14 protein-coding genes are annotated in these 20,500 nt (G+C 63.2%); 9 read left to right on the top strand and 5 right to left on the bottom strand.

Features of this window, described 5'->3' with window-relative positions:
* Nucleotides 1-73: 73 nt before the first annotated feature.
* The 4 genes from IC761_RS04680 to IC761_RS04665 all read left to right on the top strand — a co-directional run bounded on the left by IC761_RS04680 (nt 74) and on the right by IC761_RS04665 (nt 8,167).
* Nucleotides 74-535, top strand: coding sequence for a hypothetical protein (locus IC761_RS04680; RefSeq protein ID WP_195802122.1), 462 nt, complete (start codon nt 74-76; stop codon nt 533-535).
* Nucleotides 536-777: 242 nt separating this feature from the next.
* A complete protein-coding gene (locus IC761_RS04675; RefSeq protein WP_195802121.1) occupies nt 778-3,018 on the top strand; it encodes a TOMM precursor leader peptide-binding protein in 2,241 nt (746 codons plus the stop codon).
* A gap of 93 nt (nt 3,019-3,111) precedes the next feature.
* A complete protein-coding gene (locus IC761_RS04670) occupies nt 3,112-4,494 on the top strand; it encodes a SagB/ThcOx family dehydrogenase (protein ID WP_195804550.1) in 1,383 nt (460 codons plus the stop codon).
* A 388-nt stretch (nt 4,495-4,882) separates the two neighbouring features.
* Nucleotides 4,883-8,167 carry a non-ribosomal peptide synthetase gene (locus IC761_RS04665; RefSeq protein WP_246791436.1) on the top strand — a complete coding sequence of 1,095 codons (3,285 nt, stop codon included), beginning with the start codon at nt 4,883-4,885 and terminating at the stop codon, nt 8,165-8,167.
* A gap of 116 nt (nt 8,168-8,283) precedes the next feature.
* Here IC761_RS04665 and IC761_RS04660 read toward each other — a convergent pair whose 3' ends face one another.
* From IC761_RS04660 to IC761_RS04650, 3 genes are read right to left on the bottom strand one after another with little or no spacing between them, the layout of a single operon-like run.
* Nucleotides 8,284-9,435: an ABC transporter ATP-binding protein gene (locus tag IC761_RS04660; protein ID WP_195802120.1), complete on the bottom strand. Its 1,152-nt coding sequence runs from the start codon at nt 9,433-9,435 to the stop codon at nt 8,284-8,286.
* Between the two features lie 16 nt (nt 9,436-9,451).
* Nucleotides 9,452-10,288: an ABC transporter permease gene (locus IC761_RS04655; RefSeq protein WP_246791435.1), complete on the bottom strand. Its 837-nt coding sequence runs from the start codon at nt 10,286-10,288 to the stop codon at nt 9,452-9,454.
* A complete protein-coding gene (locus tag IC761_RS04650; protein ID WP_246791434.1) occupies nt 10,285-12,609 on the bottom strand; it encodes a condensation domain-containing protein in 2,325 nt (774 codons plus the stop codon). The genes IC761_RS04655 and IC761_RS04650 overlap by 4 nt, the downstream gene beginning before the upstream one ends.
* Before the next feature lie 199 nt (nt 12,610-12,808).
* Between IC761_RS04650 and IC761_RS04645 the strand changes: the two genes are divergently transcribed.
* Nucleotides 12,809-13,318: a GNAT family N-acetyltransferase gene (locus IC761_RS04645; protein WP_195802118.1), complete on the top strand. Its 510-nt coding sequence runs from the start codon at nt 12,809-12,811 to the stop codon at nt 13,316-13,318.
* A gap of 83 nt (nt 13,319-13,401) precedes the next feature.
* On the opposite strand, the gene IC761_RS04640 is transcribed toward IC761_RS04645, so the two are convergent.
* Nucleotides 13,402-13,986 (bottom strand): TetR/AcrR family transcriptional regulator, encoded by a 585-nt coding sequence (locus IC761_RS04640; RefSeq protein WP_195802117.1) that lies wholly within the window; start codon nt 13,984-13,986, stop codon nt 13,402-13,404.
* 138 nt (nt 13,987-14,124) lie between these two features.
* Between IC761_RS04640 and IC761_RS04635 the strand changes: the two genes are divergently transcribed.
* The 4 genes from IC761_RS04635 (at nt 14,125) to IC761_RS04620 (ending at nt 20,006) form a co-directional block, all read left to right on the top strand.
* Entirely contained in the window at nt 14,125-15,093 is a 969-nt protein-coding gene (locus IC761_RS04635) for an SDR family NAD(P)-dependent oxidoreductase (RefSeq protein WP_195802116.1), read from the top strand.
* A 236-nt stretch (nt 15,094-15,329) separates the two neighbouring features.
* Nucleotides 15,330-16,913 (top strand): oxidoreductase, encoded by a 1,584-nt coding sequence (locus tag IC761_RS04630; protein WP_195802115.1) that lies wholly within the window; start codon nt 15,330-15,332, stop codon nt 16,911-16,913.
* A gap of 133 nt (nt 16,914-17,046) precedes the next feature.
* Complete coding sequence (locus IC761_RS04625) at nt 17,047-18,840, top strand: caspase family protein (RefSeq protein WP_195802114.1); 1,794 nt, start codon at nt 17,047-17,049, stop codon at nt 18,838-18,840.
* Between the two features lie 293 nt (nt 18,841-19,133).
* Nucleotides 19,134-20,006 (top strand): outer membrane protein, encoded by an 873-nt coding sequence (locus IC761_RS04620; RefSeq protein WP_195802113.1) that lies wholly within the window; start codon nt 19,134-19,136, stop codon nt 20,004-20,006.
* A 31-nt stretch (nt 20,007-20,037) separates the two neighbouring features.
* Here the strand turns inward: IC761_RS04620 and IC761_RS04615 are convergent, their stop codons facing one another.
* The gene (locus IC761_RS04615) at nt 20,038-20,436 is read right to left on the bottom strand and encodes a hypothetical protein (RefSeq protein WP_195802112.1); all 399 of its coding nucleotides are present in this window, start codon (nt 20,434-20,436) and stop codon (nt 20,038-20,040) included.
* Nucleotides 20,437-20,500 lie beyond the last annotated feature (64 nt).

Genomic DNA, 20,500 nt, shown 5'->3' with positions numbered 1-20,500 from the left:
AATCTTGCCCAGTTTGATTGCGCACCGTAGGATCGTTGCAGAAGATCGTTCTTCCCACATGGAGGATGCGGCCATGCAGCGAACGAAGCAAGCTTCGAAAAAGAAGCGAATGACCGAAGCCCGAATGGTCAAAGCCGCAGTGCCTGCGCTCGGATTCGCCGGACTGACGTTTTCACTGGCGGGAAGCGCGATGGCGTCCGCACTGCCGGCAGCCGAGCCTCAACAACGACCGAGCTTCACGCCCGGCCACTTCACTGCGCTCAGCGAGGAAGAGCTCGCCGACGTCAACCTCGCCACCTTCCATCTCGCCGGCGACGAAAAAACCTTGAGCGGCGTGCTGCTCGCGCGCGGATGCGGTGGCTGCGGTTGCCGTGGCTGCGGCGGTTGCCGCGGCTGTCGAGGTTGCGGAGGCTGCCGAGCCTGCCGCTGCGGTGTCGGGTGCGGTGGTTGTGGCGGTTGCGGCATTGGCTGGATCGGCGTGCCGGTAGCATGCACGGGCTGCTGCGCATCATGGGGCCGCTGCCGCTGGTGCTAGGCGTTGGCGCTCCCTGACTGCACATCGACAGGTCGCGATTTCATTGGCCGGGCGCGCAAACGACCCGGCCAATTGCTGTTTTCATGACGGCGTTCGCTTCGCTGGCCTCAGCTTGCCGATCGCGCGCGAGTATGTTCCAACTCATGCAACGAAAGACAGCGATGCTCGGCGCACAGCTTGGCCGGCCAAGCGTCCGTGGTGCGCTGGCAACATGACGGGAACAGGATCAGCGTGCTGACCCGATGACAGTCAAGCGAAACAGCCGCGCCGCGAAGCAGATCCGCAACGACATTTTGCGATTTGCGCCGAACTTCACCGCCTACCTGCTTCCGCCCAATGCGGTCTGCCTCTATTCCGAGAACCGCAAGTTCTTCCTGCATGGCGATCTCTATTGCGCCGTGGCGAGCGCGATCGGAAAAAACGGCAAGGCCGCGCCGGAGATCATCCGCCAGCTGTCGAAGAGTTTCCCGATAGCCGAGATCGAGGAGGCGATCAGGCGTTTGCTGGAGCGCCGCTACGTCGTCAGCGGAGCATCGCACAGGAGTGCTGTCGATGGATATTGGGCAAGCCTCGGCCTGCCTCCCGAGACCGCCGCAGAGAACCTGCGCAATTGGCCGGTGCGGGTGGAATCGATCGACGTCAAAGGCGCGACCGAGCTGAGCGCGGCGTTGAGCAAGCTCGGCGTTCACATCGCCAAGCGGTCGCCCAGCCTCACCATCACGCTTGTGAACGACTACCTCGAGCGGCACCTCGTCGAATTGAACGAGAAGCGCGTCGCCGGCGGGACACCCTGGCTGCTGGTGCAGCCGTCCGGCGTGTTTCCACTGGTCGGGCCTGTGTTCAAGCCGGGCGAGAGCGCCTGCCGGACCTGCCTGCACGACCGCATGATCCGCAATCGCGAGATCAAGGGATTTCTCGACCGCGGCGCCGCGCAAGCGGTCGCCATCTCGCCGCTGGTCAGCCACACCGTCGGACAGACCGCGATCCACTTCGCTGCCGTTGAAATCGCCAAGGCGATCGCCTCGGGATTCCGCACCGATCTCAGCGATCACATCGCAAGCTTCGATCTGACCGGCGCCGTTATCGCCAAGCACTATGTCGCGAAGCGCCCGCAATGCGCGACCTGCGGCAGCAAGAAGCTGAGGAATCCGCGACGGGCAGCAGTGCCGGTCGACATCGCCGAGGGCAGCAAGCTCGTCATGACCAGCGGCGGATATCGCACCGTGACGTCGCGGGCCACCGTGGCGCGGTATCGCAAGCATGTCAGTCCGCTGACCGGCGTGGTGTCGCGGCTCGAGCGGATCGAGGCCGATCTGCCGATGAACACCAATTTTTTCGCCCACCACAATTTCTCTGCACCGGCCTGGAATGTCGACCAGCTCAGGTCCGGCCTCAGCGGCGGCAGTTTCGGCAAGGGCTCCACGGCCGAGCAGGGTGAGGCCAGCGCGCTGATGGAGGCGATCGAGCGCTACTCCGGCATTTTCCAGGGTGACGAGATCAGGGCAAAGCGCCGCTTTGCCGATTTCGCGCCCGGTGACGCGTTGCTTCCCAACGACGTCCAGTTCTTCAGCGACACGCAGTTTCAGAACAGGTACGTCCCGCAACCGGACGATTCGCATCCGGTCCCGGAGCCGTTCGATCCTTCGACCAGGACGGAGTGGTCCCCGGTCTGGTCCTTGCGTGACAAGCGCTTCAAATATCTTCCGACCGGGCTGTTGTATTTCTTCTATGGCGGCTTCCACACAGATTCCAACGGGTGCGCGGCCGGCAACACCCGTGAGGAGGCGATCGTCCAGGGCTTCCTCGAGCTGGTCGAGCGCGATGCCTACGCGATCTGGTGGTACAATCGCGTCCGCCGCGCCGAGCTCGACCTCTCGCAGTTCGAGGATTCCTATGTACGGGATCTCCAAAACCAGTTTGCCGACGCGGGGCGCCGGCTCTGGGTGCTCGACATCACCAGCGATCTCGGCATTCCCTCCTACGTCGCGATCATGCACTGGATGCAGAACGGACACGAGAATATCGAGTTCGGGTCCGGATCGCATTTCGATCGCCGCATCGCATTGCTGCGCTCCCTCACCGAGCTGACCCAGTTCATGTCGATCGGCATGATGGGCGGCGGAAGCGGCGAGAAACCGTCGCTTGACGGCCTCACGCCGCTACGGCTCGACGATTATCCGTTCCTGATCCCCGACGACAAGCCGCTTCTCCCGCCGGCACCAAGCCTCAAGGTTCACGACAACACGCGCGACCAGGTCAATGCCTGCGTCGAGATTGCCACCCGCGCGGGGTACGATTTCCTCGTGCTCGACCAGACGCGGCCCGATGTCGAGGTCCCCGTCGTCAGGGTGCTGGTTCCGGGCCTGCGGCATTTCTATCGCCGCTTCGGGCCCGGCCGGCTTTACGATGTCCCGGTAAAGCTCGGGCTCCTGGATCGCCCGCGACTGGAAAGCGAGCTCACTCCATTCCTGCCACACACCTGAAGGCTGGCCTCGTTGCGCACGACCCGGACAAAGCCGACGAGGACAAGCGCACCGATCATCGCCGCCCGCCTGAATGGCCGTTTCTCCCTTCAGATGCAGCCCGACGGCAGCATTGCCGCCGTCTCCAGCGATTATGCGGTCAGCCTCGGACAGTTCAGCGCCGCGGCGATCGAGCGCGCGGGGCATCTTGCGACCGGCCTGCCGCTCGCCGCCCTTGCCGGCAAGAGCGTCCTCGCCAAGCAGGTTCATGGTCTGGTGCAACGACTGGCGCGGCACGGGCTTCTTGCCTATCGCCTGTTCTCTCCTCGCGATGCGCAAGATTTGGTGGTCATCGAACCACTGATCGCCGACTACTGGCCGCACACCGCAAAGCTGTCGAGCAGCGATACCATCGTGTTGTCGCGCTTTGCCTATCTGCGCCGACGCGGCAACGAGATGGTGCTGGAATCGCCGCGTGCCGGCGCGCTGTTTCGGATTTGCGATCCCGCCATCGTCGCCACGCTGGCAGCGCTGTCTCAACCGCAAAAAATCAGCGCGCTTCGCAAGCAAATGGCCGCTGTGAACCTCGACCTGCTCGGCTTGCTGCTCGAAGCCGAGATGCTGCTCAAGCTCGGTGCGAACGACGCAGACGGCGGTCGGGTGAATGAAGGCGACCGCAATCTCGTGCTCTGGGATTTCCACGATCTCGTGTTTCACACGCGGAGCACGGAGGGCCGGCACGTCAATCCCGTTGGCGGCGCCTACCTCCATGCGCGGGTCGTTCCGCCCCTGCCCGCGGTGCGCCCGCGCTGGCCGGGCAAAACGATCGCGCTCGGCAAACGCACCGCGCTCGAGCCAAAATCACCCTTCGCAAACCTGTTGCGCGAGCGCCATTCAACGCGGGATTTTGACGACCAGCATCCCCTCACGCTCGCCGAGCTCGCGCAGTTTCTCGACACCACCGCTCGCGTGCTGTCGGAATGGAAGGGCGCCGCAGATTTCGACGATGGTCCGGAAGTCACCTACAGCGCGAGGCCGTATCCGGGTGCAGGCAGCGCCTATGAGCTGGAGCTGTATCTGGCAGTCTCGAACTGCGAGGGCCTTGCGCGCGGACTTTATCACTACGACGCGAGCGGCCACGCCCTGGTCGCGATCGACGCTTCGGCCCAACAGCTCCAGGCGCTTTTGGCGGCCGCCGAATTCGCCATGGGCGCATCCGGTCCGCCGCAAGTCCTGATCACGATCGCCGCCCGCTTCGGCCGAATCTCCTGGAAGTACAGCTCGATCGCCTATTCGCTGATCCTGAAGGACGTCGGCTGCCTGCTCCAGACGTTCTATCTGGCAGCCACCGACATGGGCCTCGGCGGCTGCGCCATCGGGACGGGCAACATCGATCTGTTTGGGGGAATGACGGGGCTGGAATTTTACGTGGAGGGCGCGGTTGGACAGTTCGCGCTGGGGCGGGGGAGGAAGCCGGAGGTCGCGAGCCAGATGTAGCCGGCCTCGACCGCGCGCAAAAATACCGCACCGTTCGGAATAAATCGCGAACTGTTATGTTATTCAGATTGCGTAACAATTCAGCCCGCGATCTTTGCGGGAGGGACCTGCGGAAGGAGCCGATGGCGCGGCGACAATATGTCCGCGATCCAACAACTGCAGAGTGGACGAATTCCACTTCCACGACAAATGGTTGTCGCCAATTGGCGCTAGGTTGCAGTGTCGGCGCATCAAGCACATTTCAAGATCGCGATCGGCATCGAATGAGATTTGAAACGCGGACCTTTATGGCCGCAGTCCTGCTGGATGTGTTGCTCTGGAATGCGGGCTCCCGGTGCCGCCGCGTTCTTTCCAGCACCCGAATATAGCGCCGGGATGGAGATTTGGTTTGCTTGATTTCGTACGTCGAAAGCACCTGCGAACAGCTTCCGCTCAACAGCGCGCTTTCTGGCTAACCAATGAGCTCGACCCAGGTGCCCCTGCGTTCAATATAACCAGAGTGCTGCAGCTCAAGGGCGCGGTCGACAAGCACAGCCTGGCACGCGCCTTCAGCGGGCTGGTTGCACGACATGAAGTGCTGCGAACCGGGCTTGTCGAACGGGATGGAACCGTTCTGCAAGACGTGCATGAGCGTATCCAGTTTATCCTCGAAGAGCACGACTTCAGCGCCCACCAGGAGCCGGAGCGCAGCCAGCAGGCAGACGCGCTTGCGGCGCGGATGGGCCAAACGGCTTTCGACCTCGCCGTCCCGCCGCACTTCCGGGCGGCGCTGGTGCGCCTCGCCGAGGAAGAGCATCAGTTCGTGATCGTCTTCCATCACGCCATCATCGATGGATCGTCGATGGGGCCGTTCTTCGCGGAGCTCGCAAGTTTCTACGACGCCGAACGACGCGGCAGCTCTGCCGTGCTCCCCGATCTTGCGTTCCAATACACCGAATTCGCCGAGCGCCAGCAACGGCGATACGCGCAGGCCGGTTTCGACAGGAACATCGCGTTCTGGAAGAGGGCGCTCGCCGGCGCGCCTCCGCTCCTCGCGCTGCCGACCGCCCGCCCCCGCGCCGCCATTCAGAAACACCACGGCAAACGCATCGGTTTCGAAATCGACGAGCCTCGCACCAAGGCATTGAGCAGCTTGTGCGCGCGTCACGGCGCCACGCTTTTCATGGGGCTCCTCTCGGCATTTCAGGTGCTGCTACAGCGCTGGGCCGACACCGACGATGTCGTCGTCGGAACACCGCTGTCGGCACATCGCGACGAGGATCTTGCGCCGCTGATCGGCTGCTTCGTGAACACGCTGACGCTGCGAGGCGATCTTTCGGGCGATCCAACCTTCACCACGCTGCTGAGGCGGAACCGTTCATTCATGCTGGATGCGCTTGAGCACCAGGAGGTTCCGTTCGAACGAGTCGTCGCGGAACTGGAACGGCCGCGGGCGCGCGATCATTCGCCGCTGTTCCAGGTCATGTTCGTGCTGCACAATTTCGGGCACAAGGCGCCGGAATTGGCCGGCCTCGAAATTCAGGAGGTCGCCGTCGACCCTGGCCTCGCCAAGCTGGATCTCACGTTCGAGATCGTCGAGGGCGACGAACTCCTCTGCTCCTTCGAATATGACAGCGAGCTGTTCGACCGGCCGATCATGGCGCGGCTGGTCGCGCATTTCCGACGCATTCTGGAAGCGGTGACAGCAGAGCCCGAGCGACCGATCGGCAGCATTCGGCTGCTCGACGATGATGAGTGGCAGCGCGCGGTGTTCGACTGGAACGCCACGGCACGCGACTACGGACAACGGACGCCGGCAGAACTCTTCGCCGCGATTGCGGACGAACGGCCGGACGACATCGCGTTGATCTGCGATGGCCAACGGATCAGCTTCCGCGAGCTTGCCCGGCGAGCCGGGCAGGTCGCGACAGCGCTGCGCAGCCAGGCCGCCACCGCAGCGGGGCCGGTCGGAATCTTCCTGCCCCGTTCTGTCGAGGCCTTTGCCGCGATGCTGGGCTGCTTGACCGCAGGCATCCCCTGGCTGCCGCTCGATACGGCACAGCCGGACACGCGCCTCGCGCAGCTCGTCGAGCTCTCGGGCTGCCGTACCGCGTTGACTCTTCGCGCCCTGGCCAATCGCCTGCCCGAGCGGCTTGCGACCGTACCAATGGATCCGGATGCGCCGCTTTGGAGCGAGCCGGCCGGGCCAATCGCGACCGGGTCCAGCAGCGAGCTTGCCTATGTGCTTTTCACATCCGGCTCGACCGGGGTGCCAAAGGGCGTGATGGGCGCGACCAGGGCCCTGATGAACCGCATCGACTGGATGCACGAGGCCTACCCATTCGCAGCTGGCGAGGTCGCCTGCTGCAAGACGCCGATCGGTTTCGTCGACTCCGTCTGGGAAATGCTGGGCGCCTTGCTGGCAGGCATACCGACAGTGATCGTTCCGGATGAAATCCTGCTCGATCCGGAGGCATTCATCAACTTGCTCAGGCAGCATGGCGTCACCCGAATTGTGCTGGTCCCGACCTTGCTGCGGGTGCTGCTGGATTACGCGCCGGATCTGGGCAGGCGCCTGCCGGCTCTCCTTGTGTGGTCGGTCAGCGGCGAAACGTTGTCGCCCGATCTGGTGCAGCGTTTCAACCTCGCCTGCCCTGGCCGAAAGCTCATCAACATCTATGGATCCTCGGAGGTGGCGGCGGACGTCCTGATCCACGAGGTTCGGGACGCAGACGTCAACGGGCCCGCGCCGATCGGCAAACCCATCGCCAATACGCAGGTCTACATCATCGACCGCGCGGGCCAACCTGCGCCGGTGGGGCTGCCCGGCGTGATTCACGTCGGTGGTGACTGCCTCGCACTGGGCTATTGGAGCAGACCCGACCTCACGGCCGAGCGCTTCAAGGCCAACCCGATTGCGGGTGCGCCTTCGCCGTTGCTGTTTGATACCGGCGACCGCGGTGTCTGGCGCGAGGACGGCACTATTCTCTATCTCGGCCGCACCGACGGTCAGGTGAAGTTGCGCGGCGTGAGGCTGGAGCTCGGCGAGATCCTGGCGGTGCTGCGCAGCCATGCCACGGTGAGGGAGGCGGCCACCGTCATTGTCGGTGATGCCGACCGCCAGCGTCTGATCGCATTCGTGGTCGGACGTCAGACCGGCGAGGACCCCGATCCAGGTGCCTTGCGCGCCTACCTTCAGGAGCGACTGCCGCCGGCTGCGGTTCCGGCCAAACTGCTTGTGATCGACGCGCTTCCGCTGCTGCCGAGCGGCAAGGTGGATCAGGTGAAGCTTGAATCGCTCGCTGACACCTCTCCCCAGCATGAGCCGGCAGTCGACGCGCTCCCGGTCAATGCCGACGTCGCGCAAATCTGGCGAACTGTCCTGAACGAGAACGAGATCGCCGCGACCGACGATTTCTTCGGACTTGGCGGCAATTCATTGCTCGTCATGCAGGTTGTTTCTCGCGTGCGGCGCCGGTTCGGCATCGACATCCCGATCCGCGCGCTGTTCGACAACCCGACATTGGCCGGCTTCTCGAAAGTCGTCGAAACGGCCCCTCCGGCCCAGGACGACGGGCTGGCGGAGATCAGTCCCCAGCCGCGATCCAGAGCGGAGCTGAACGATCTGAGGGACCGACTTGCCCAATTGTCGCCGGAGGAACTCGACGCGCTGATCCGCAGCGCCAGAAGTTGAGATGCCCTGAAGCGTCTAAAGCGCGATGAGATCAGGATGAATCATCATCGCGCTTTAGGTTGTTGCTTGAGCATGATCTTTCCGGAAAACCGCTTCGCACTTTTCCGGATCATGCTTTAGGTCCCGGCCGGCTCCAGCCTGCTGCTGTGGGTCATATGGAAATCGCCGTGCACGACAAGACCCGGGTCGACCCGAAACGGCGCGGCACGCACGCATTTTGCGAGGACACGACCGGCGCCGGCGGAGACGGTGAGATCGACCGTGTAAAGCCCCCGCTGCATGGCAAGCATCGGGCAATCGAAGACAATGGACCCGTGCCCGGCAGCGAGCGTGGACGTCGATGACACCAACTCGGTGCAGATATAGCCGCTGGGCCATATGAAGCTCACCGTGACCACGGCATCATCGACCGCCGACAGGGCGTGGTAGTTCACGCGCACGGTCAGCGGATCTCCGGTCCTGGGGCGCGCACCGTCACGGCCAGCGAAGCTGACGCCCTCAAGGGTGGCGACGCCGCCTTGCACAGCCGAGCCGCAACCAGGAGCGGACGTTGCCGCCATGGCCTGGTATCTCTCGATCATCTCAACGGGTCCGCCGTCGCCCGCCACTTTGCCGGAGGCGAGGAGAAGGACACGGTCGCAAAGCAGTTCCACGGCCGCGAGATCATGGGACACCAGCAATATCGTGCGTCCGGATCGTCGGATTTCCGCGATCCTGTCGATGCAGCGCGCCTGGAAAGCCAAATCGCCGACCGCCAAAACTTCGTCGAGAAGCAGGATATCCGCATCGAGCTGCGAGGCGACGGCAAATCCCAGCCTGACGAACATGCCGGATGAATAGGTCTTGACGGGTGCGTCGATGAAATCCGCGAGGCCAGAGAATTCCACAATGTGGTCGAAGCGCTTTCGCACCTGCTCGACCGGAACGCCAAAGATGGCGGCGTTCAGGAAGACATTGTCGCGGCCGCTGAGTTCGGGATGGAAACCCGCTCCGACCTCCACCAGCGACATCAACCGGCCGGCGATGGAAATTTGCCCGCTATCCGGCGACGTGATGCGGGCGAGCAGCTTGATCAAGGTCGTCTTGCCGGAGCCATTCGGACCGACAACGCCGAGCGCCTCGCCCCGCCGGACCTCGAAGCCGACATTCTTCAATGCCCAAAAGCGTTCCGTCGTCCCAGACCCGAACAGGCCACGGCCGCGCCTGCCGTCGTGATGGACGCGGTAGGACTTCGAGACGTTGCGGGCGACAATATCGACAGCGGACATGGTTGGATTTGCTTGGCTAGATGTCGTCGACCATGTCGGGCTCTGCGGTCTTGAACACGAAATACGCCATTGCGAGCAGGATCAGCCCGACGACCGCTGCGTAAACGAGTTGCCCGAAGCTGACGGTGTGCCTGTCTAGCAAGGCGTCGCGGAAGGCCTCAACCAGCAGCGCCAGGGGATTGAGCGAATAGACGAGGCGCCAGTGCTCGGGAACGGCGTCCAGCGGATACAGCACCGGCGTCGTCAGCATCAATCCCTGGAGCAGCAGTGGCAATCCGATTGCGATATCGCGGAATCCGATCTGCGCGATCGAGATCAGCAACGAAAAAGCCGCCGCGTAGACAATCAGGATGAGGCCGATCGGCAGAAGTTCGATGGCCGTCGCCGGTATGCCGTAGCCGGCGCAGAGCAGAGCTACGATCGTCACCGCCGTGGCGACCGCGAGGTCGGCGAGCGCGGCGAAGACGCAGGACAGCGGCACGATCTCGCGCGGGAAATACACCTTGGCGATGAGCGATCTGCTGTTCAACACTGCCGCAGCCGCAGTGCTCAGGGATGTCGCGAAGAAGGTCCACGGCGACAGGCTGGCGAGGATAAATAGCGGGTAAGCAGCGCCAGTGGTGGTATGGGCGCCGATCGCCAGTCCAACCACCAGGAGAAATCCCAGCAACGCGAGCGGCTGCAACACGGCCCAGGCCCACCCCAGCCAGCTGTCCTGATAGCGCACCTGGAGACGATTGGCCGTCATGTATCCGAGCAACTCGCGGTAGGCGGCCAGTTCAGCGAGGCCTGCGGGCACGCGCCGCAACGCCGGCGTTGCGCGCCCGATCACGATGACAGGGCGCTCGGTCACCGGACAGGTCCGGGCGAGGCGGGAGCCGGCACCGTTGCATCCAGCACGGCGGTGACGGTCGCGCCGCTTTGCGGATTGGTGATCCAGCTCATGTGGCCGCCCTCTACCATATGGACCATGACCCGGCCGGTGATCCTCGTGTCCCAACCAAGCGCAACATCGGCAACTCCGAATCTCGTTTTCGTCGCCTTGAACTGGTGAACGTCTCCGTCAAAGCGGCGTTCGGGCTGGTACGCGCGCACGGCCTGCCAGACCTTTGCCCAGATGAGTTCGTATCGCTCGTCCTCCGGCGCCTTCGGCTGGGATCGCTGTCGCGCGATCAATTCCAGCAGCCGCCGCTTGGCCTCCCTGAACGGTTCGAGAAAGGCCGGTTTCGACTCCCAGTAACCGCGGACGGGCGTATCCAGCAGGCCGAGGAAAGCAACCTCGTCGCCTTGCCGCTGAAGCTGAAGCGCCAGCTCGAAAAACAGCACGCCGCCTTCGCAGCCGCCTGCCAGCAGATAGGGACCTTTTGGCTGGATCGCCTTCAGCCGGTGCCGGAATTCCGCGGCGATGGCCTCAACGCTGTCGAACATCGGCTGGCCGGCAAGCAGTCGCTGCTCTTGAAGGAAGTAAGTGTTCAAGTCATAGACCGATGGCCCTGGCTGCATCGCTGCGGCCAGTTCGTTGAGACCTTCCTGCCCGGTGCTTGCAAACAGCACCCGGCCATCAACGCCGTCCGCGAGCTTGACGACGGCGTAATCCGGCTCGCCGCTCTCGTTTTCCAGGAGATGATTCACGAGGCCATTGAGCGTGGGATCCCTGAAGAACAGTGCTACCGGAAGCTTGCGATCGAGCCGCAAGCATAGCTGCGACATCAAACGCACCGCCAGCAGCGAGTCGCCGCCGGACTCGAAGAAGTCTTCTTCCGCGTGACCTGCCGGGACGCCGAGATGCTCCCGCCACAGCCCGGCAACAAGCGTCTCGAGCACCTTGCGACGCTCCTGCGTTCCGGCGGCATTGCGGGCTGGGCTGTCGGCGGTCTTGACTCCAACAGCATCATGGACGTGATGACGAGGCGCACCGGCGCCGGTGTCGCGTCCCGGATACGGCTCGAGGCCGGTAATGTCGCCGTAAGCGATGTCCAGCAGAACGGCGCGCAGCGCGTCCGCCAGACGGGCGACGGTACCGGGAGATACCTTGTCCGGCCCGCTGTCGAAACCGAGCCACAGGAGCCCGTCCGGGCTCTCCGATGCGCTGACAAAGAGATCGCTTGGTGGTGGGGGGGAAGGCAGCCAGATCTGTCGGCACGGCAGGCTCCCGAAGCGCTGAAACGGCGCCGGCACCGCGATCGAAGACAGCATGACTTGACCAAACGGCAAAGCACCGGCCGAGCGCGCAGGATTTTTGACACGCACCAGCGCGTCCCAGGGCACGTTCTCATACTCGAGACTGGCAAGAAGCTGGCGTTGGGCGTCGACCAGAAGCTCAGCCATGGTCCCGCCTGCGCGAAGGCTGGTCTTGACGCCGATGATATTGGCAAATGGGCCGATCACGCCTTCCGCACCGTCACTGGTGCGGCCGCCGACAGGCACAGCGATAACGAAATCCGGGCCGTCCGCGTAATGTGCGAGCACCGTTTCGATGGCGGCAAGCAGCACCGTGAACAGCGTCACGCCCGATCGCTGCGCGACCTGCTTGAGGCGATGCACCAATGTGACATCGAGTGACATGAGGTGGTTGGCGGTGCCCTGCCCCGCTTGTCCGGGACCAAAGTCCAGCTTCGCTGCGGCCGGGCCGATCAAGTCCGCGTAACGCTTCAGGCGCGAGCCGAATGCGGCACCCTCGAGCCAACGGTCTTCAGCGATGGCAAAGTCGGCATATTGCCATGGCAGCCGAGTCAGCGTCGGCACGCTGCGCGCTGCAAAGGCGCGATAGACCTCGGCCATCTCTCGCGCGAACAGACCGAGCGACAGGTTGTCGGCAATGATATGGTGCAGGACGAAGACCAGGACATGTACCCCCGGTGCGCGCCTGACGGCAACCAGACGGAGCAGAGGGCCGGCGCCGAGGTCAAAGGGAGCCGACACCTTTTCACGAAGGATGGCGTGCAGGTCGGTGTCGGGACCGGATGGGGCATCGACATGTGCGACGACTGCGCGGGGTCGTCCGACGACCTGGAGAAGCTCGCCGCGATCATCCAGGAATACCGTCCGCAAGGCTTCGTGACGGTCGACAAGGAAATCGAGGCTGAACTGAAGCGCTGCGATATCGAGGTCGCCGAAAATCTCGAGCCCGAACGGCAGATGATGTTGCGCGGTGCCTGGAGCGACCAGCTCCATGAACCACGCCCGGCGCTGGGATGCAGATGCCGGGCCGGCGTGTGGCAATGCTGCCGCTGCATTCGCGGACGCTAGCAGAGCTGTCATACTTCTTTTCTATGTGTCGAATGAAGTGTCGAACGAACTGATTTTTTCCGAAAGATTCTGGCTCGCGCCGCTGAGCACGAACCGCATAGAAGCATAGAAAAACGTGAGTAATGTGAAGCACGAGCTTTTCGTCGATTGGTCGCCCGATTCCCGCGATCACGCCGCCCTGTTGCAGCGGCTGGCCAACGCCAATCTGGCCAACGGTGGACCGGGCGGGTACCGCAATATCGCGATTATCATAAGGGATTCAGATACCGGCGAGGTCACCAGCGGCGTCTGGGGCATCATCCTTTACGGCTGGCTGCTGATCGATTTGTTGTTCGTCGCCGAAGCCGATCGCCGCCAGGGCCTTGGCTCGCGCCTGCTGGCGGCCATCGAGAACGCCGCACGCGACAATGGGTGCCTGGGCTGCTGGCTCAGCATGTACGCTTTCCAGACACCGGGATTTTGCAGCAAGAACGGATATGAACTGTTTAGTGAGCTCGGGACCGCGCCCGCGGCGAGCGACACCGCGGATCAGAGGCTTTTCTTTTACCGCAAGGCTTTGATCGGGCGGCCCGGAAGGCCCATCACAGCGCTATCGCAGATACCATCGTCGTCAGCGACAGCACCATCCGCATGATCGCGGGAGCTTTGGTGCGCATTCCCACTTGAGCACTAAGGGGAATCGAGCCACGGACGCACGCGCCACGCCGCTCCGCGACCTCACGCCTGCGTCCTTATCCCCGCGATCAGGATATCGACCATGCGCTTGGCGGCTCGCTTTCCATCCGGTCCCGCACCGATGTTCGCAACGCCGGCCAGCGCGCGCAGCAAGTCGAGCGGGTCGATATCCAGGCGGACGTCGCCACTCGCGACCGCGCGATCGATCAGCTCTGCGATGGCCCGCTTCATCTGTTCTGTTGACGCCGAGTACAGCTCGGACGTGCCGCCGACGATCGAGTTGAGCGCCTCGTACATTCCCTGCTTGGCGGACATGTACTCCACGAACAGCAGCAACCATTCGCGCAAGGCGCCTGTCGGAGACTGTGTCCCGGCTAATCGTGTGGCCGCTGCGACAAGCTGTTCCGTCTCGTTGCGGTAGACCGCCTCGATCAGCGCGTCGCGGGTGGGAAAATGACGGTAGAGCGTCCCGGCCCCGACGCCCGCGGTCCGCGCGATCTCGTCGAGGCTGGCCCCAGGCCCCTTTTCGGCGAAGGCAGCCTTTGCGGTTTCGAGCAGGCGGATGCGGTTGCGCTGCGCATCGGCGCGTGGCCTGCGCGCGGGAGCCCCTTTCGCCTCGTCCACCATTTCTCGAAATGACCTCTTGATAAACGGAGAGTGTCTCCGTATCTAAAACGGAGACGCTCTCCCCTTACGCTAAAAAGGGTTGGCAAACAATGGCTTGCCGCCCGGAGGAGTGCTGCGTCCAAATTCGAGGAGTTGACGATGACGAAGGGCTTTGGAGCGACCTCCACCACTGACGATGTGCTGGCGGGACGAAATCTCAAGGGAAAGCGCGTGCTCGTCACCGGCGTCTCGGCGGGGCTTGGCGTCGAGACGGCGCGCGCGCTCGCGGCGCACGGGGCTCAAGTCGTCGGCGCGGCGCGCGATCTCGCCAAGGCAGAGCAGGCCACGGCGCAGGTTCGCGCCCAGGCCGCAAATGGCGGCGGGCTTGACCTGATCGAGCTCGATCTCGCCTCGCTCAAGAGCGTGCGCGGCTGCGCCGACGCGCTGGTCGCCGACGGCCGTCGTTTCGACGTCGTGATCGCCAATGCCGGCGTTATGCGCACGCCGTTCGGCCACACCGCCGATGGTTTCGAGACGCAGTTCGGCACCAACCATCTCGGCCATTTCGTGCTCGTCAACCGCATCGCGTCGCTGATCGCGCCGGGGGGACGGCTGGTGAACGTCGCGTCATCCGGCCATCGCTATTCCGACGTCGACCTCGACGACCCCAATTTCGAACGCGCGCCGTATGACCCGATGGTCGCCTATGGTCGGTCCAAGACCGCCAACATCCTGTTCGCGGTGGAGTTCGACCGGCGCCACAAAGCGCGCGGCGTGCGGGCCACCGCGCTACACCCGGGCGGGATCAAGACCGAGCTCGATCGCCACATGGCGCCCGGCGAGCTCGACAATCTCGTGGGACAGATCAACGCCCAGCTCGCCACGGCAGGCCAGCCGCCGTTTCAGTTCAAGACGATCCCGCAGGGCGCAGCAACGTCGGTCTGGGCCGCCGTGGTGGCCCCGGCCGAAGATGTCGGCGGGCATTATTGCGAGAACTGCCAGGTGTCGGACATCACCGAAGGGGCCATCAGCCCGGTCAGTCCCGGCGTAAGACCCTATGCGCTCGATCCGGAGCACGCCAAGGCGCTCTGGGCCAGGAGCGAGAAGATGGTGGGCGAGCGCTTCTGACGGCCGCGACCGGGACATCGGAGACCACGGGTGACAGTGCACGTCATGCGGTAACTTCGAAAGCGCATTGCACTGTCACAAGCTGCCACGAGCGAAATAACCGGACTGCCGCCGCTCCAATTCGATTTGCTTTCCCTCAGTTGATGCTATGCTTGAGTACAACCTGTACTGAATTGACGCTTGGGAAGGATCACCACCGCATACGACGCGCAAATCGAACTCGGAGGGAAGAGCTGATGGCAGACCCGGTAGTTGGCGCTCCGTTCGACATAGGCCGCGTGCGCATCAAGAACCGCATGCTGCGCTCCAGCATTTCCGGCCGTATCGACAATTTCGACGGCTCGGGCAGCGAGTGGCGCATCAATTTCGAGAAGACCTTCGCGAAGGGCGGCATCGGCGCGATCATCTCGTCGCACGTGCCGGTGCACTATAGCGGCCGCGTCCTGCCGAACTATGCGTTCATCGACGCCGATGACAAGACCGAGTTCTGGCGGCGGCTGAAGCTCGCGCTGCCAAACGACTGTCCGTACTTTCTCCAGCTGTCCTATTCGGGCCGCCAGCGCGATCTCGGCGGCATCGAAAATCTCGACAAGCCCCCCTTCGACCAACGCGACATGCGGCCCTGGGCTCCGACCGAGAAGCCCGATTTCTTCAACGGCCTGCGCGGACGCCGCATGAGCGTGGAGCAGATCAAGAAGCTCGTCGACATGTTCGTCGCCGGTGCGCGACGCGCGGCCGAAGCCGGGCTCGACGGTCTCGAGCTGCATTCCGGCAATGGCTATTTGTTCACCCAGTTCATCAGCTCGGCCATCAACGACCGGGACGACGCGTACGGCGGCTCGCTGGAGAATCGCTTCCGGTTCTGGCGCGAGGTGATCGAAGGCATCCGCGCCCAGCCGGCGACGCGTGACATGCCGCTGATCGCAAAACTGAGCGTCCGCGAGGGCGACGATGCGGTCTACCCGTGGCGGTCCCCCGGCAACTCGATCGACGACGCCATGAAGGTCGCCAAATGGTGCGTCGAGGCCGGCGCCGATGCAATTCATGTGACCGCCGGCACGATCTTTCCGCATCCATGGAATCCTGCCGGCTATCTGCCCGCCGATTTCGTGCCGCGCACCTACAAGACCCTGATCGACAGCGGCACCAGGACGTGGGGCAATTATCTCGCTTTTCGCTATGCGCCGACCCGGGCCGTTGCGCGCATGTTGTGGGAGCGCACCAACCGCCGCCACCTCTATGATGGCCTGCTCAACTTTTTGCTTGGGCGCCCGCGCCCGCGAAAAGGCGAGGAGTCGGGCGCGCGTCGCCTCGAAGGCACCAATTCGGAAGCATCGCATGCGATCCGGGCCGCCATCAAGGATCCAACGATCAAGGTCCTGTGCACCGGCGCCTTCCAGACCCTCGGCGGCATCCGCCACACGATCGTCGATGGCGATTGCGACGCCGTGACCATGGTCAGGCCGCTGATCGCCAATCCCAACCTTCCGCGCGAGCTCCTCGCGGCGGAAGCGAAAGGCCTCGCCGATTACGAAGCGCCCGAGCCTTGCTCACTCTGCAATCGCTGCCTGCTGGCCGCGCCCGAGTTTCCCGTTGGCTGCCTCGACGAGCGCCGCTACGAGGCCCGCTTTCCGGATCCGCTGCAGCGCTACGAGGAAATGATGCGGGAGTTGTTCGCGCTCTATAACGGTCGCAATGGTGGCTCGAGGCCGTGTGCTCGCAGCATCATCCTTCCACAACGGAAGGATTACGGTGACAGTGCACTTAATTCGGTGATTTTGCAGACCACTCAACTGGCTATCGGTTCGGACGCCCATTGAGTGCACTGTCACCGTAATTCCGCGTAATTCACCGTAATTCCCGTAATTCCGCGCAATGTGACGAATATCACAGAGCCGATGCTTGCCTTTCGGGAGATTGCACATAGGCTGCGCGCATATTGTCGGGGCTGAGATGGGCGCTTTCCGCTGGATTACATTGTTCTTTTCGATCTGGCTGATGTGCGGTTCAGCGCAAGCCGAGCGCCGGATCGCGCTCGTGATGGGCAATTCAGCCTATAAAAGTGTCCCCAAGCTCTCCAACCCCGCCAACGATGCCGCCCTGGTCGGTGGTATGTTCAAGAAGGCCGGGTTCGACTGGATCGACGTCAGGACCGATCTGAACGCCTCCGAGATGCGCAAGGCTCTGCGCGATTTCGGCGGCCGAGCGCGAGATGCCGAGGTGGCCGTCATCTACTACGCCGGTCACGGCATTGAACTTGACGGGACGAACTACCTCATTCCCATTGATGCCAACCTGGAGACCGACAGCGACGTTCTCGATGAGACCGTAGGACTTGATCGTGCGCTGTTCGCGGTCGAGCCTGCCAAGCAACTTCGGCTGATCATCCTTGATGCCTGCCGCGATAACCCCTTCGCCAGATCCATCAAGAGAACGGTTGCCGTCCGTGCCATCGGTCGCGGCCTTGCCAAGATCGAGCCGACCAGCCCGAATACAATGATCGCGTTCGCTGCCAAGGCGGGGTCTACGGCGTCGGATGGTGACTCCAAAAACAGCCCGTTTGCCGCGGCGCTTGTCGAGCGGCTGCCGACACCCGGCCTCGATTTGCGCAAGGCGTTCGGCTTTGTCCGCGACGACGTCTTGAAGAACACCAACTACAAGCAGGAACCGTATGTGTACGGTTCGCTTGGCGGCGATGACGTGTCGCTTGTCGCGGCCAAGCCGGCGGCAACCGGCCCTCAGGCAAACCCGGACGACGCAGTTCGCCGCAATTACGAGCTTGCCCTGCAACTCGGCACCCGCGACGGATGGACGGCCTTCTTGAGCCGGTACGCTGACGGCTTCTATGCCGACCTCGCCAAGGGGCAACTCAACAAGATCGCGGCGGAGGAAGCCCGCGCAGCGGCGGTCGATAAGGCTCGGCAGGCCGAAGACGAAAAGGCACGGCTTGCCGCCGACCGCGCAAAGAAGGTCGAACAGGACAAAGCCGCCGCAGCCGCCAAGGCTGCCGAGGATGCGCGGCTCGCCGCCGAGAAGGCCAAGCAGATCGAGGAGACGAAAGTTGCCGCCGCCGAGCAACGGCGCAAGGAGACAGAGGCCGCTGTTGCAAAGGCTCTCGCCGACAAGCAGGCCGCAGAGAAGAAAGTCGGCTCCGAAGCCGACCAGAAGGTTGCGGCCCTGCCATCTCCCACACCTTCATCCGAACCGGCGCAGTCGCCGCAAGACCTCGTCAAGTCGGTCCAATCCGAACTTCGTCGCGTCGGCTGTCTTGCCGATGCGGAAAGCATCGAGTGGAGCGCCAAGTCACAGCGTTCCCTGACGCTGTTCAACAAGTACGCCGGAACGAAGCTCGACTCGACCCTCGCAAGCTTCGATGCATTGGAGGCGATCAAAGCCCGGCCAGGCCGAGTCTGCCCGCTGCTCTGCGATCATGGTTTTAGGGCAGATGGCGACCATTGCTCAAAGATCACCTGCCGCGCAGGTTACGAGATCGGCGACGACAATAGTTGTGAAAAGATCGACGTAAAGAAGCCGACGGCAAAGCGCGAACAACCGAGAGTAAACACTGACCGCCAAGCCCCCGCGAGAGCGGCTTCCGAAGCGTCAACGCCGAAGGCATCGGGACAAATTGTTTGCAACGCGGCTGGGTGCCGCCCGGTGCAAAAAGGTTGCCATTTGGAAACAGCCTCAACTGCCGCTATGGGGTCGATGGGGGCCGCCGGTCGCAACAGAGAAGTCTGCAATTAATCATCCCTGCAGGAGTCCGCCGATTACGGCGACAGCGCGCTCAACCCAGTGGTTTTGCAGACCTGTCAAGCTGACCATTGGTTCGTGCGCGCATTGAATGCGCTATCACCGCAATGGCGTAAACGGCCACATCTCGCGCAATAACTGTTCGTTAACCATACGCGGCAACAATGCGACCGCACTCAGGTTTGTCAGAGTCGCTTGCCGCCGCGCCGCCCTTCAAAAGTTTCGGGTCTTGGACGGACGCTCAATTCGCTTCGTTGATACGAACGTTTTAAGAGCGAGGTATTCACGTGCGCCCTATTTCCCTCTCGTTGCTTTCAGCCGTGGTCATATCGGGTTTGGGTTCGGCTGCTTCGGCGGCCGACCTGCCGTATAAGGCACCGCCCCCGATCATCGCGGTCCCCGCCTGGAGCGGCCTTTATCTCGGCTTGAATGCCGGCGGCAGCATCGGTTGGGATCCGATGTCGCAGAACGCAACGTTCTCTTCGACCGCGCTTGGCGCGAACACCCTGTTGAGCAGCTCCGGCCGCCTTGCGCCGACTGGATGGCTCGCCGGCGCCCAGATCGGCTACAACTGGCAGGTCTCGCCGCTCTGGGTTGTCGGCCTGGAAGCCGATTGGGCATGGTCCTCACAGAAAGACGGTGTCAGCAACAGCTCGCCTGCGTCCGGGACCGTCGCGTTTTTCGGCGCCGGCGGAAATGGCTTTGGCTACAGTCTGGCGACAGAGCAGAAGGTGACGGATATCGGCACGGTTCGCGCACGCGGCGGCGCGATTGTCGGCAGCACGTTATGGTACGCGACGGGCGGTTTCGCCTGGGGTACCGTGAAGGACAGCTACAATTTTCTCGGATCCGCCAACCCGACGATTTTCCCGGCGCCATTGCAACCCGGCCCGTTCCTGCCCGGCGGAGCCAGCTTCTCCCACACGCGCCTTGGCTGGAGCCTCGGCGGCGGCGTCGAGAGCAAGCTCGGCGGCGGCTGGTCGGCAAAGCTCGAATATCTCTACGTCGATCTCGGCAAGTTCACCGACACATTCGCGATCGCGATCAATCCCGCCTACGGCGCTGGCTTCAACGCCGGCGGCGTCGCATCTGCGGCGAGCACGACCCACATCACGGACAATGTCGTCCGCCTCGGCCTGAACTATCAATTCAACCGGTAGCACTCGTGCGTTTCCCAGAGCGCCTTATCTGTCACAGCCTCAGATAACCGCCGAGCAGACCGAGCGCAGGGCTTCCCAAAAATCCCTCGATCACCCAGCCGATCGAGAGAGACTTCATCGTGTACACCGAGAGGGCAACACACAGGAACGCGGAGAGCGCCCCGTTCAGCCGCTGATGATGGCCGGCGATCCACGCCGCGACATATCCACCGACGATCGAGAAGCCGAAGCCGATGGCGGCGTTCAAGGTCGCAACGGCGGGATCGCCATAGAGGCGCTGGAGCTCGGCGTTCTGCTCGCCAGGCGGCAGGGCAAAGACCTGGTGTCGGATGATGAGATAGCCGATGACCCCGAACAGACCGATATAGGTTCCCAAGACGTCGACAATCGCTCCGACGACGACGCCTTTGAACGAAATGGCTTTGCGCATGGAAACTCTGCGGGGATCAGCGGTCGCTATCGCGGGAAACTGATGGTGCGCCATTCAGAACAAA

It is taken from the genome of Bradyrhizobium commune, from assembly GCF_015624505.1.
GTDB lineage: Bacteria > Pseudomonadota > Alphaproteobacteria > Rhizobiales > Xanthobacteraceae > Bradyrhizobium > Bradyrhizobium commune.
Note: the sequence above shows the minus strand (reverse complement) of the source record. Positions and strands in the feature narration are given on the sequence as shown.

Excerpts from the sequence above, each read along its gene's own strand:
- IC761_RS04680 (WP_195802122.1), top strand. The coding sequence starts at position 74 with ATGCAGCGAACGAAGCAAGCTTCGAAAAAGAAGCGAATGACCGAAGCC.
- IC761_RS04675 (WP_195802121.1), top strand. The coding sequence starts at position 778 with ATGACAGTCAAGCGAAACAGCCGCGCCGCGAAGCAGATCCGCAACGAC.
- IC761_RS04670 (WP_195804550.1), top strand. The coding sequence starts at position 3,112 with ATGCAGCCCGACGGCAGCATTGCCGCCGTCTCCAGCGATTATGCGGTC.
- IC761_RS04660 (WP_195802120.1), bottom strand. The coding sequence starts at position 9,435 with ATGTCCGCTGTCGATATTGTCGCCCGCAACGTCTCGAAGTCCTACCGC.
- IC761_RS04650 (WP_246791434.1), bottom strand. The coding sequence starts at position 12,609 with ATGGAGCTGGTCGCTCCAGGCACCGCGCAACATCATCTGCCGTTCGGG.
- IC761_RS04640 (WP_195802117.1), bottom strand. The coding sequence starts at position 13,986 with ATGGTGGACGAGGCGAAAGGGGCTCCCGCGCGCAGGCCACGCGCCGAT.
- IC761_RS04635 (WP_195802116.1), top strand. The coding sequence starts at position 14,125 with ATGACGAAGGGCTTTGGAGCGACCTCCACCACTGACGATGTGCTGGCG.
- IC761_RS04630 (WP_195802115.1), top strand. The coding sequence starts at position 15,330 with ATGGCAGACCCGGTAGTTGGCGCTCCGTTCGACATAGGCCGCGTGCGC.
- IC761_RS04625 (WP_195802114.1), top strand. The coding sequence starts at position 17,047 with ATGGGCGCTTTCCGCTGGATTACATTGTTCTTTTCGATCTGGCTGATG.
- IC761_RS04615 (WP_195802112.1), bottom strand. The coding sequence starts at position 20,436 with ATGCGCAAAGCCATTTCGTTCAAAGGCGTCGTCGTCGGAGCGATTGTC.